This window comes from Pseudalkalibacillus sp. A8, assembly GCF_045920555.1.
Lineage (GTDB): Bacteria > Bacillota > Bacilli > Bacillales > Fictibacillaceae > Pseudalkalibacillus.
Window position 1 is genome coordinate 482,508 of the sequence record NZ_CP174509.1, and the last position, 12,771, is coordinate 495,278.

Annotated in this window: 9 protein-coding genes and 1 pseudogene; 9 read left to right on the forward strand and 1 reads right to left on the reverse strand. The window is 43.5% G+C overall.

What is annotated here, in order from left to right:
* Positions 1-29 precede the first annotated feature (29 nt).
* The 5 genes from ACJROX_RS02570 (at position 30) to ACJROX_RS02590 (ending at position 6,918) form a co-directional block, all read left to right on the forward strand.
* Complete coding sequence (locus tag ACJROX_RS02570) at positions 30-1,193, forward strand: MFS transporter (protein ID WP_408009221.1); 1,164 nt, start codon at positions 30-32, stop codon at positions 1,191-1,193.
* A gap of 100 nt (positions 1,194-1,293) precedes the next feature.
* Complete coding sequence (locus ACJROX_RS02575) at positions 1,294-2,211, forward strand: aldo/keto reductase family oxidoreductase (protein WP_408009222.1); 918 nt, start codon at positions 1,294-1,296, stop codon at positions 2,209-2,211.
* 110 nt (positions 2,212-2,321) lie between these two features.
* Entirely contained in the window at positions 2,322-3,716 is a 1,395-nt protein-coding gene (locus ACJROX_RS02580) for a hypothetical protein (RefSeq protein WP_408009223.1), read from the forward strand.
* 644 nt (positions 3,717-4,360) lie between these two features.
* The gene (locus ACJROX_RS02585) at positions 4,361-6,028 is read left to right on the forward strand and encodes a sodium:solute symporter (protein WP_408009224.1); all 1,668 of its coding nucleotides are present in this window, start codon (positions 4,361-4,363) and stop codon (positions 6,026-6,028) included.
* A gap of 14 nt (positions 6,029-6,042) precedes the next feature.
* Positions 6,043-6,918, forward strand: a complete 876-nt coding sequence (locus tag ACJROX_RS02590) for an alpha/beta fold hydrolase (protein ID WP_408009225.1) — start codon at positions 6,043-6,045, stop codon at positions 6,916-6,918.
* A 43-nt stretch (positions 6,919-6,961) separates the two neighbouring features.
* Here ACJROX_RS02590 and ACJROX_RS02595 read toward each other — a convergent pair.
* A pseudogene (locus ACJROX_RS02595) lies at positions 6,962-7,673 on the reverse strand (alanyl-tRNA editing protein).
* Positions 7,674-7,995: 322 nt separating this feature from the next.
* On the opposite strand from ACJROX_RS02595, the gene ACJROX_RS02600 reads away from it, so the two are divergent.
* The 4 genes from ACJROX_RS02600 (at position 7,996) to ACJROX_RS02615 (ending at position 12,742) form a co-directional block, all read left to right on the forward strand.
* Positions 7,996-8,631 carry a transcriptional regulator gene (locus ACJROX_RS02600; RefSeq protein ID WP_408009226.1) on the forward strand — a complete coding sequence of 212 codons (636 nt, stop codon included), beginning with the start codon at positions 7,996-7,998 and terminating at the stop codon, positions 8,629-8,631.
* Between the two features lie 23 nt (positions 8,632-8,654).
* Entirely contained in the window at positions 8,655-10,208 is a 1,554-nt protein-coding gene (locus ACJROX_RS02605) for an AbgT family transporter (RefSeq protein WP_408009227.1), read from the forward strand.
* Positions 10,209-10,300: 92 nt separating this feature from the next.
* Positions 10,301-11,506 carry an amidohydrolase family protein gene (locus tag ACJROX_RS02610; protein WP_408009228.1) on the forward strand — a complete coding sequence of 402 codons (1,206 nt, stop codon included), beginning with the start codon at positions 10,301-10,303 and terminating at the stop codon, positions 11,504-11,506.
* A gap of 27 nt (positions 11,507-11,533) precedes the next feature.
* Complete coding sequence (locus ACJROX_RS02615) at positions 11,534-12,742, forward strand: M20 family metallopeptidase (protein ID WP_408009229.1); 1,209 nt, start codon at positions 11,534-11,536, stop codon at positions 12,740-12,742.
* Positions 12,743-12,771: the final 29 nt, after the last annotated feature.

The window sequence follows — 12,771 nt, forward strand, 5'->3', positions numbered from 1 at the left end:
GTTCATACACTTATGTTGGAGGCGATTTTATGGACGAGAGAAAAAGGGGCATGGCTGCGATTTTCACGGTGCTTTTCCTGGTGTCTTTGAGTTTACATATACAGTATCCGATTTTCACGCCTTATGCTGTGGCGCTCGGGGCGACGAGCTTCTTTGTCAGCATCATGATGAGTATGTCATCATTCGCAAACATGTGTGGAAACTTGATCGCTGGACCATTGATCGATGCTTTTGGTAAGAAAAAGTTTATTGTGGTACCGCTGTTTTTTTCAGGCTTATTGATGATGGGGCATGGAATCGCCTCCAATCCTGATGGATTGTTGGTTTTGCGTTTGTTCAATGGACTCGTCCTTGCTTTCATGACGCCTGCTTGTTTTGCGTTATTGTCCGGTTATGCGAAGAACAGCCACCAACAAGGGAAAAACATGGCGTTCAATGGATTGCTGATGACGATTGCGCATATCGTGTCTCCGACCATAGGCGGGTACCTGGTGGAAATCGTGGATTACAGGGGCACTTATTTCATCATTGGCGGATGCATTTTCATAACAGCCATCATCGGTGTTTTGTATATCAGGGAGTTCGAACCGATCACCGTGCATAAAAAAGAGCATGATAACAGCGGCGGATTGAGGCTGGATAAACATTTGGCGATGATCTATTTCGTCGCTTTTGCCTTGATGTACGCGCAAGGGACCCTTGGATATGAACTTCCATTTTTAGTGGTGGAAAAAGGGATGTCCACGAGTGATGCGGGTAAGTTGTTCAGCTATATTGGCGTAGGGACGCTGGTCATCGTCTGCATGACCTGGATCAACCGGGTTTCAGCAATGATCCGGACGATGTTCGGCATGCTCGTGTTGGCTGCGTGCTTTTATCAGATGGTGGTGCCGTTCGCTCCACTTAGTTTAGGCCAAATCTTGTTCGTGGTAGGAATCGGATTGGGCATCCTGTTTCCGGCCATTACAACCTTGATTACTGAAAAAATTGATAAGAGCAAACACGGAACAGCATTCGGTATCCTCTCAGCCGTTTTTTCACTGGGGATCATCGCAAGCTCCCTTACAGCTGGTGCGGTTCGAGAGTTCATTTCCCCTTACTTCCTCGCTTTTATTGTGGTTGCGTTATCCATTACCGTCATCGGGTGGCAGCGAATCAGCTACAATGAAAAGCCCATTTTACAGAACCGATAGATGTTCCAGATCCATTACTACGTGATGGGTCTTATTTTTATCAACTAGGGAGATAGAGTGTTAGAATAGAAGCATTACATAACGGAGAGAGGTGTCCTTTTTGAAAAAAATCAAGTTAGGGAACAGTTGCTTGGAAGTGGGAGAGATCTTATTAGGCTGTATGAGGATGAGTACACTTTCCAAAGCTGATGCGAGACATGTGATTGAAAACGCGATGGAACATGGTGTCGATCTATTTGACCATGCGGATATTTACGGTGGTGGAGAGTCGGAATCCGTTTTTGCGGACGCAATCGACATGAATCCTTCTGTTCGTGAAAATATGGTCATCCAGACGAAATGTGCAATCCGAAAAGGGTTTTATGATTTTTCAAAAGAACATATCATCAGTTCAGTTGAAGGAAGCCTAAAGCGTTTGAAAACGGATTATATCGATATTTTGCTGCTCCATCGTCCGGATGCACTGATGGAACCTGAGGAAGTGGCAGAAGCTTTCAATGAGTTGAAGGAAAGCGGGAAAGTCCGTCATTTTGGAGTCAGTAACCATAACCCTATGCAGATTGAACTTTTAAAAAGAAGCTTGGATCAGGACTTGGTCATCAACCAGATGCAGTTCAGTATCATGCATACACCGATGATTGATGCTGGGGTCAATGTGAACATGCAGCATGAGGGATCAGTTATGCGAGATGGTGGTATGCTCGAGTATAGCCGTCTGAACGACATGACAATCCAAGCGTGGTCTCCGTTCCAGTACGGTATGATCAAAGGACCGTTTGTTGGAAATGAAGACTTTCCGGAAGTGAATACAAAATTGCAAGAGCTTGCTGAGAAATATGGTGTGAAAGATTCAGCTATTGCAATCGCATGGATTTTGCGCCATCCAGCAAACATCCAACCAGTCGTCGGGACAATGAATCCTCAACGTATGGCTGCTATCGCAAAAGCCTCTGAGGTGAAATTGACCAGAGAAGAATGGTACGAGCTGTATCGTGCTGCAGGGAATAATCTACCATAAAGCTGTAAAAAAATAACTCCTGACAATAGGGGTTATTTTTATTGGATTAGCACGGAATGAGTTTATGATGAAACTATGCTATAGTAGAGATACGAATAGGGGGAATCGATATGGATCAAGATCAATTTTCACTGTATGATCATCGGAAACCGATTCAACTACGAGCAGAAAGAATTGCAATTTATCGCCAGGGCGAGATTATTGAAGCTTATGGGGAAGACAATGACGTTTATTATCTGTTCTTTTATAAGTATCAATTCCTTACCGCCGCAAAAGCAACAAGGCTCAGACGACGATCATTCATCGAAAAGGCTTTTAAAAGAGGAATGGTTTTCAACGCTCCCCATCCGTTTATCAAAGAATTGCTTACCTCTAATCACCCTTGCCAAATACTCAGCTTCGATCCACTATTGGATAAGCTCGAGAAGCAGTATACGCCACAAGAAAAGGCCTTCATCCTGACGTTCTTCGAATCGTTCATTCCCAAAAAGCAATTGTTCAATGAAATAAAATCCGTCTTTTACCATTATAATCGAAAAGGACAAACGTTCTTAGGCTATAAAATCATCCGGATCTTAACGGATTTTGCACCGAATCATAGCTTGGTTGAACACCTTGCTAATGACATCAAGGTCCAGAAGTATGCCGATCTATATAACAAAAACGCTGAGAAGATCCTTTCAGAGGATTTCATTTTTGCTGAGAAAGTACTGTATCATAAGAAAGATCAGGACTCCTGTTTTCAGCAGCTTGCAGAACGAATGGAAAAAGAGTCCCGATGGATCGATTTGATTGCTTTATTCAGTTACAAACTGACTTCATCACCTTCAACAGACTGCTACAACCCTCTTATCGAACTGCTTGAAACACATTTTGACGAGCATGAAACAATGGATATTCTCGAAACGCTAGCCTCTCAAGTACCTGAATTCCTTCCGTTACAACACAATCTGTTTCAACACTACATCAAACACCATAAAATCATTGATGTTTCCCGTATGATGAAAAACCATGATTTTGAGCTTAACAGTGATCAAGTCCAAATTTTTGGAAACCTGATCGAGCAGGTAGATCCAGAAGAGCAATCATTAGAACCGGAAATGCTTCACACTGTATTGAAGCCAATCATGAACATGTATCCTGAAAAAGCGGGAACACTTCTTACTAAATACGTCATTTCGTTGCTGAAAACCGAGGAGCTATCTTCTATCCAAGATTGGCTCAAACCTTTCAAAGAATCTCATGAAAATCTTCAAATCATCAGAAAAATCGATACCATGGAAGAGCTTAGTGATGATCCGGACCAAATGCAAACCCTCGGAGAGTTGTATTATGAATTCAGACAGTTGAAGCAAGCGATTGAATGCTTCAGCTGGGAGATGGAATTGAAACCTACGGATCCCAAACCGCAGCAATGGCTCTCTAAAATCTATGGGGAGATGGGGATGACCAACGAATCAGACGCTTATCGGCAGATGTGCATCAAACTGCAAAAACAGGCTTGATAACCTGTCAACCGTTGCAGTGAATCCAGTATTTTGTATCGTTCGATTGTCGAAAAAAGAAAGCGGACTATAGTCATTCTCCAGACGATATATGTCGCAAATGTGGTGTAGAACATTCGTCGTTTTACTCCATGTTTGCGATTTTTTGATGTAAATATGGTAATTGAAGGATACCAATGCCCAGGATATATGGAAAAAGGTGATCGAACATACTTGAAAATATTTTAAAGTTAAAGGTTCAATCAAATAATGATATTGAAAAAATTAATCATGCCAATGGGAAAATCTATTGTTTTGAACACCAAAGATAGAATACATATCAAATTTATTTAGTATGCTACAAAAAAGGTCAGATTGTCCATCTTAAATCCAATCGTGACACCTGGATTATAGATCTAATAAAAATAACCCCGCTAAATTTGAAATTAGTGGGGTTATTTTTGTTTTGAAGGTGTAGGATTATGGATTACCTTATGTATTAGTCCATAAACAGAATCATGTCTAGAGAATATGTAAGAGATTCAACTTTCAGGGAATATCTCAGGACCATTTTCCTTTTTATTTAAAAGTTGGAAGGACATTTATTTCGAGTGCCGAAACGTTAAAAATCAGAAAAATTCACCTTTATAAAGGAGTGGTATATTATGGGTTTCAGCTTGCCTTATTTGATTCCGATGGTTTATCTCATCGTTCTTGTATTCATCGGTATCGCTCTTGCAAAGAGACAGGAGACACGATCTGATTTTTTCGTTGCTTCGAATAAGATGAATTCAGGCGTGCTCTTCACAACAATCTTTTCAACCGTTGTCGGAGCAAACACGTACATGGGATTCAGCGGTATGGTGTTTAATGACGGATTTTCCATGACGTGGCTCCTGGTCGCTGCAGGCTCAGCTTACTTCGTGTTATTTTTCATTTCAGGAAAGCTGAGACGAATAGCGTCAAAACATGAAGTGTTCACTTTGCCGGATATGATGGAGTTGAGGTATTCACGCCCGGTTGCATTAGTTACGACGATTTTTTCACTGGTCGCTTTAGTGGGAGGAGCTGGAGGAAGTATTTTGGGAGTCGGTGTAATCTTGAATTCCGTCATTGGGATTGATACGACAGTTGCGATCTTGATTACATCCGTTGTGACCATTTTATATACTACATTCGGTGGATTGATGGGTGTCGCTTTGACGGACTGGGTCCAATCTATGATCATGATCGCTGGACTAATCCTTGTCATTCTTTTTGGTTTTCAAGCGTTGTCTGATGATGCGAATGTATTCAATGCCACACTGGATGGTGCTGAGATACTCTCGACAGCAGTAGGTGGAGAGGTGTTGAGCTTTACAGAAGGAATGACCTTCCTGATGGTCATTGCATGGGCGATCACATTCTTGCCCCTTAACACGATTTCACAAACCCAAATGCAACGGGTGTATGCGGCAAAAAGTGAACGGGTCATTCAACGTATCAGCCTTTTGATGGTGATATTTGTTGCACTTTTCATGGCGTTCGGTCTCGCCCTTGTAGGTGTGCTGGGCAAGGCGATTACACCGACTTTAGAAAATCCAGAAACGGTCTTTCCAATCCTTGCAATGGAAGTGATCAATCCGTGGATCGGTATGGTCATCATCACGGGAATCCTTGGAGCATGTATGTCCACAGTGGACTCGAACTTACTAAGTGCAGGAATCCATGTTTCAAGGGATATGTATGAACATGGGAAAAAGGCTGCAGGTAAACCGGTAGACGAAAAACAATCCATCAAAATTACAAGGATCACTCTTGTCGTCATTGGGGCGTTAAGTACAGTGGCAGCTATTTTTACCCCTTCGATCATGGAATTGCTGCTCGTAACCATGCATATTTTCGCGGGAGCTACATTTGCTCCGGTCATCATAGGTCTGTATTGGAAGCGGGCGACATCAGGGGGGGCGATGCTTGGTTTGCTGCTTGGAGGGATTTCTACGATAATCGCTGAAATCATCCATTCGACGCTTGATCCTGTCATTATCGGTATCATATTTTCCATTTTAGGGGTTATAGTTGGTAGTCTATTGACGAAAGCAAATTTCGAAAAAGGAAGTCTATTTGCCTTTAAAACAGTCGACAGTAAGGATTATAAGTTCTTGTTCATGATTGCTGGTGTGTATGTCTTGTTTTTACTTGGACTTACTTCCTTATCCTTTTGGACTCCACTGATTTTATTGACGATAGCTGGACTTATTTTCAGCTTGATTATGTTGACGATCTACATTTTCCCAAGTAAACGAAAAGCCGGTTACGTGTCAAAAAGTAATGGAAAAAGCCAATTACATTAGGAAGGAATGATCAAATGTTTGCATCAGTTAACGGAACGAAGCTCTTTTTTGATATTGACGGTGCTGGGTATGTAAAAGAGAATGAGGAATTAAAGGAGAAGCCAGTTTGCTTTGTCCTACATGGTGGACCAGGAGGGACACATGGAAACTTCAAGCCATATTTGGATGCCCTCACCGAAACGATACAACTCGTCTATATCGACAATCGTGGAAGCGGTTTTTCTGAAGCCGGTTCACCAGAAACCTATACATTAGAAAACAATATTGAAGACATCGAAGCATTAAGGCAATACCTTGGCCTAGATAAAATATGGCTGTTAGGCCACTCTTATGGCGGTATGGTTGCGCTGTCATATGCACTTAGATATCAGGAGAATTTGGCAGGATTATTGCTCATTACTACTTCTCCAAGCCATCGTTTTATTGAAAAAGCAAAGCGATATGTGGAAGAAAGGGGGACGGAAAAGCAAATTGAAATGGCCTCTATTTTATGGGAGGGAGCCTTTGAATCATTAGAGCAGTTGAATCAATATTATGAAGTAATGGAACCACTGTATTCTGTTAAAGGATCTGGAATAGAAGCCAAGAGTCCAGTTGCTGTCCAGGCTCGTGTAAATCGATCCTATCAAGCATTGAACAATGGATTTGGTGGATTCCTGAGAGAGTTTGACCTCATCAATGATCTGCCTCAGATTAATGTTCCGACACTTGTGATAGCAGGTAGACATGATTGGATTACACCAGTCGAAGAAAATGAAATCATCCATCAACAGATTCAAAACAGTCAGTTCATCATAATGGAAAACAGCAGCCATAGCGTTTTTAAAGATGAAAATGAAAAAGCCATCCAAAGTATTATTCAATTTGTAAACAATATTAGATTCAATTGAAAAAATCATATGCGTTTTCTAGTGAACTTTTCCTTGAATTGCCCTAATTGATCTTTACCTCCAGCCTCGTCACGCCTTTTCCTTTGTTTTTCACTTTTTCGAGGGTGAATGGGCCGATTTCTTTTGTTTCTTTTACATGTGTGCCCCCGCATGCTTGTTCGTCGATATCGCCAATTTTTAAAAGCCGGATTTCTTTTACGGATGTCGGGATCAGATTGACCATTGCTTTGATCGCACCAGAAATCTGTTCAGCTTCTTCCCGTGGAAGGACACGTGCTGAAACCGGATGGTTCTTATGGATCTCTTCATTGGCCTTGACGATCGCAGCCTCAAGCTTTTCATTCGATAAATCACTGATATCGGTCAAATCGATTCTTGCACGATCCATATAGATCTGGTTGCCTGTACATAGAGAGCAGTGTTCCACGTTCAGGACTGCGGCTAATAGGTGGAGGAGGGAATGGTGACGCATTAAACCGAACCGTCTCTCCCAATCTATTTCTGCCGATACTTTACCTTCTTCAAGTTTTTCCGCATTTTTGACATAGTGGGTCGGAATACCTTTTTCCTTTTTCACTTTATACACTTCAAACTCTTTTTCCACCTTGAATAAGAAAGCCGGTGTCATGTTCTTGTCCGCCTCCAGTCGGGTAGAAAACGGTCTGATCCAATGTAACCTTATCCCCGTCGATCTTAACCACATTTGCTTCACAACTTTTTATGTAACTGTCATCCAGATATAACTCTGTCGTCATGACGCCCCTCCTGCAATCTCTTTTATTAGTACCTATCATAGTGGTTTTGATGTATTTTGCAACACTACTTAAAAAATTTTTTAAAAAATTAAAATTTTTGTTGAAAAATTCATTCGACAGCTGTAAAATTGGTTGCAATATTCAAATAATTTAGGATGAAACAATGCTGGGACTAGCATTATCCTATTATTATCTTTAAAAGAGGAAGGTGGTTCATCAAAAAAGCAACCGTCTCTTACAAAAAATCGACGTTATTAGACTGCAAGAAAAAAGCACGATTTTACAGAGAGAAAAATAGAAATAGATCTCTGGGGGTTTGAAAATGAAGCAAGTCTCTACGAATATTCATCCGCTCTTCAAGCGATATATACCGATTGCTGAAAGCATTGCCAAAACATTTGGCAGCCATTGTGAGGTGGTTGTTCACGATTTGACAGATGTTTCTGCCTCAGTTGTTGCGATTTTCAACGGTCACGTGACTGGAAGAGAAGTCGGTTCATCCATTACTAGCTTTGGACTGAATCTCCTTCGGAAAGTAGAGAAAGGGACGGATAGTCTCTTGAATTACGTTGACGAAGACGTGAGAGGGAAACGGGTGAAGTCAAGTTCTGTATACATCAGGGATGATGATGGTCAGATACTAGGTTGTTTAAGCATCAATCTCGATATAACCCACTATTCAATCGCAGAAAAGCTATTAGCCGAGATTACGGATACAGAGAAAGATGAGGAAACATCACCGCTATCCATCTCCCAGTTTGAAAACCAAATGATTGAAAAAGCAGTGGAGAAAGTCGGGAAGCCGGTACAGATAATGGACAAGGCTGAACGGATGGAGTTCATCCATCTGCTTGACGAAATGGGTCTGTTCCGCATAAAGGGGTCCATTCAGAATGTCGCCTCGCTGCTTGGGGTTTCTAAATTCACAATCTATAACTATCTGGATAAAAAAACATAGCAACTTAGATTAGGAGGGGTAAAATGAGCATGCCAGAGCTCGGAAAACAGGGGGAAGTCAAAAAAAGGAGCATGTTCAACAGGTTCCTGGACTGGATTGAAAAGTACGGGAACAAGCTTCCAGACGTACTGACGTTGTTTGCAATTTTCACAGGACTTATTTTGGTCTCATCCTTTATTGCTGGAAAGTTGAAGTGGAGTGCAGTAAATCCTGCCACGGATGAAACGATTACGGCAGTGAACCTGCTTGATGGAAAAGGAATTGTAAAGATCCTTACCGAAATGGTCAATAACTTCATGTCGTTCCCGCCACTCGGCCTTGTCCTTGTTGTCATGCTAGGGGTCGGGCTTGCGGAATCGACAGGTCTCGTTTCAGCATTCATGAGAAGAGTCGTTCTTGCATCACCTAAGTTTCTGATCCTGCCGATCATTGTGTTGATCGGAATCTTCGGAAATGCTGCAGCTGATGCAGCATTGATCGTCCTGCCGCCGATCGCCGCCCTCGTGTTCATGACATTAGGAAGGCACCCGATCGCAGGCCTTGCGTTAGGATATGCAGCCGTTTCAGGTGGTTTCAGTGCCAATCTTATCCTGAATATGCTCGATGCATTGGTCGCTGGTTTTACGATTTCAAGTGCACAGATCATCGACCCGAATTATAATGCGAGTCCCGCAATGAACTATTATTTCTTGTTTGTATCTACCTTCGTGTTATTGCCAGTAGCTGTATTCGTCTGTTCCAAAATCGTTGAACCCCGTCTTGGGGAATACACGTTGAACGCACAGGTTGAAACGAAAGCTGAACTTTCAAAAGAAGAGAAACGAGGATTGCGCTGGGCTGGGGTGTCAACGGTCGTATTCCTGATCATCATGGCCTTCATGACGATTCCTGAAAACGCCCTTCTACGAAATGCGGAGACCGGTTCCCTTGTAGAAGAGTCACCATTCATGGCTGGACTTGTCCCGCTGATGCTCTTTTTCTTCTTCATCCCGGCACTCTTTTACGGAATTGGGTCTAAAGTCATCAGGTCGGATAAAGATGTGGCCGAGCATCTGACAAAAGCGATGTCCGGTATGGGGTATTACATCGTCCTTGCCTTTATCGCAGCGCAGATGATCACGTATTTCAATTGGAGCAACCTTGGCTCGATCATCGCCATCAAAGGAGCGGCTTTCTTACAGAGTACAGGTCTTACTGGACTGCCGATGTTGATCGCATTCATCCTGTTCTGTGCCGTCGTCAACCTGTTAATTGCCAGTTCTTCAGCAAAATGGGCGTTGCTTGGACCGGTATTCGTGCCGATGTTCATGCTTTTGGGCTATAATCCAGCGTTTACACAGCTGGCGTATCGTATTGGAGACTCGATCACAAATACGATCACGCCAATGCTCGCTTATTTTGCGATCGTCCTTACCTTTGCGAAGAAGTATGACCCGAAAATGGGTGTCGGAACGCTTATTTCCGTCCTTCTCCCATACTCGATCGGATTCGCGATTTTCTGGACGCTCCTGTTCGCCGTTTGGTATTTCTTAGGACTGCCGCTCGGGCCAGGAGAGTACATCCATTTGAAAAACTGATCCTTTTAAAACAGGGAGGGTTCCTTCGATGGAATCCTTCCTACCCTATTTTTTACATTGATTCTTTAAAAAAGGAAAAGGAGGGGTAACTGTTGAAAACAAAAGTAAGGAACATTCAACTATTTGATGGGTATAAACTGCATGCTGATAAAACGACGATTGTCTTTGATGAAAAGGAAATCGTAGCGATCGGCACTGAGGCAAATGGAATTGATGTGGACCATGTGATCGACGGGGAAGGGTTGACATGTTTGCCTGGCTTGATGGATTGTCACGTTCATTTGACGATGGATGGTAATCCTGATCCATTCCGTGATTTGTCAGGTGATTCTGAGGCAGACGGATCCTTTCGAGCGGTCCGTAACGCGCGAAAACAACTAGATGCCGGTGTGACGACGGTCCGTAATGTCGGATCTCAGCACAATATTGATATTGCGCTCCGTAATGCGATTGAAAATGGTTTGATTGAAGGACCTCGGGTCGTAGCATCCGGTAAACCGATCGTGATGACCGGTGGGCATGGCCATAATATGGCGATTGAGGCGGATGGAGTTGATGAAGTCCGTAAGGCAGCGCGAACACAGTTGAAAGCAGGGGCAGACCTGTTGAAGCTGATGGCTACAGGTGGTGTGATGACCCCAGGCGTTGATCCCGGAGCGACCCAGTTTGATGAAGTCGAATTGCGCTGTGCATGTACAGAAGCCTCGAAAACTGGAAAAACGACTGCTGCACATGCTCAAGGGAGAGATGGCATCAAGAATTCAATCCGTGCAGGGATAACGACTGTGGAACATGGGATCTACCTCGATGAAGAATTGATCGAGATGATGCTGGAGTCAGGTACATATCTCGTGCCGACCCTGTCAGCGCCATTTTACATTGCTGAAAATGGGTTAGAAGGCGGTATACCACAATATGCCATCGATAAAACGAAAGTCGTCATGAATGATCACAAAAAAAGCTTCTTGGAAGCTTACAGGGCTGGAGTCAAGATCGCAGCAGGTACTGATGCAGGAACACCGTTCAACCATCATGGAGATTTTCCGAAAGAGCTTGAATTGATGGTAGAATACGGGATGGATGAAGTGGACGCTCTTCGTTCTGCTACAGTCATTGCAGCCGATGCGATGAACATTTTAAAAAAGACAGGATCTGTTGAGGAAAAGAAAGCAGCTGACCTGTTGCTCGTAGAAGGGAATCCACTTAAGAACGTTTCTGATGTCCGAAATATCGCGTATGTTTTTAAAGAAGGAATATGTGTCGTAGACAATCGTGAAAAGTCACTTCAAAAGGTTTAATATCATTTGAAAAGGGATGATTAAGATATGGAAAAATTATTCGCTAAATTGGAAGAGCACTATGAAGAGATGGTGGAGATCCGCCGCCACCTCCACCAAAACCCGGAGCTTTCTTTTGAAGAAGTGGAGACGCCGAAGTTCATCGCTGCGTACCATGAAAAACTAGGACATGAAGTTCGTACAGGAGTCGGCGGCAGAGGGGTCGTTGCAAAGCTGAAGGGCGGTAAACCTGGAAAAACGGTCGCACTTCGCGCAGATTTCGATGCACTTCCGATCCAGGAAGAAACCGATCTTCCTTTTAAGTCAAAAGTAGATGGCGTGATGCATGCTTGCGGACATGATGGACATACCGCAACGCTGCTCGGTTTAGCCAAGGTATTGAACAGCATGCAGGATGAACTGGAAGGCACAGTTGTCTTCATCCACCAGCATGCGGAAGAACTACAGCCGGGCGGAGCGATTTCCATGATTGAAGATGGCTGCCTTGAAGGCGTAGATGTCATTTTCGGAACACATCTTTGGGCAACAAGCCCGGTCGGTGAAATCGGCTACCGCTCAGGGCCAATCATGGCAGCGGCAGACCGCTTTACCGTCACGATCAAAGGGGAAGGTGGTCATGGTGCACAGCCTCATCGTACCAAAGATGCAGTTGTGATCGGCGCCCAGGCGGTTACAAACCTTCAACAGCTTGTCAGTAGAAGGGTCGATCCACTTGACTCTGCAGTCGTTTCGGTCGGAGCCTTTGAAGCGATCAATGCGTTCAACGTCATTGCAGATACGGTCAAACTCACAGGGACGGTAAGAACGTTTAACGAGGATGTACGCGATCTCCTCGAAAATGAGATTGAGAGAGTCGTAAAAGGAACGTGTATCACAGCGGATGCAGACTATACGTATAAATTTTATAGAGGATATCCAGCAACCGAAAATCATCCGGAGGAAACTGAATTTGTGGCACAGGTAGCCCAATCTGTACCTGGTGTGACGGAGGTAAAGGAAGTACCGCCGGAAATGGGTGGGGAAGATTTCGCTTATTATCTCCAGCATGTAAAAGGAACGTTCTTCTTTACGGGTGCGCAAGACGTAGACTGGGATGTGACTTATCCGCACCACCATCCGAAGTTCAAGGTTGATGAGCGCGCCTTGCTTGTCGCAGCTAACACACTCGGAGCAGCTACCTTGACCTATCTGAAGCAAGGAACAGCACAACCAAACCAAGAAGTGAAAGTTAAATAGATATGAAGAGGAGGACCGGTCCATTAGGG

Coding starts and splice junctions, on each gene's coding strand:
- ACJROX_RS02585 (WP_408009224.1), top strand. CDS start 4,361: ATGGGTTTCAGCTTGCCTTATTTGATTCCGATGGTTTATCTCATCGTT.
- ACJROX_RS02600 (WP_408009226.1), top strand. CDS start 7,996: ATGAAGCAAGTCTCTACGAATATTCATCCGCTCTTCAAGCGATATATA.
- ACJROX_RS02615 (WP_408009229.1), top strand. CDS start 11,534: ATGGAAAAATTATTCGCTAAATTGGAAGAGCACTATGAAGAGATGGTG.
- ACJROX_RS02580 (WP_408009223.1), top strand. CDS start 2,322: ATGGATCAAGATCAATTTTCACTGTATGATCATCGGAAACCGATTCAA.
- ACJROX_RS02590 (WP_408009225.1), top strand. CDS start 6,043: ATGTTTGCATCAGTTAACGGAACGAAGCTCTTTTTTGATATTGACGGT.
- ACJROX_RS02570 (WP_408009221.1), top strand. CDS start 30: ATGGACGAGAGAAAAAGGGGCATGGCTGCGATTTTCACGGTGCTTTTC.
- ACJROX_RS02605 (WP_408009227.1), top strand. CDS start 8,655: ATGAGCATGCCAGAGCTCGGAAAACAGGGGGAAGTCAAAAAAAGGAGC.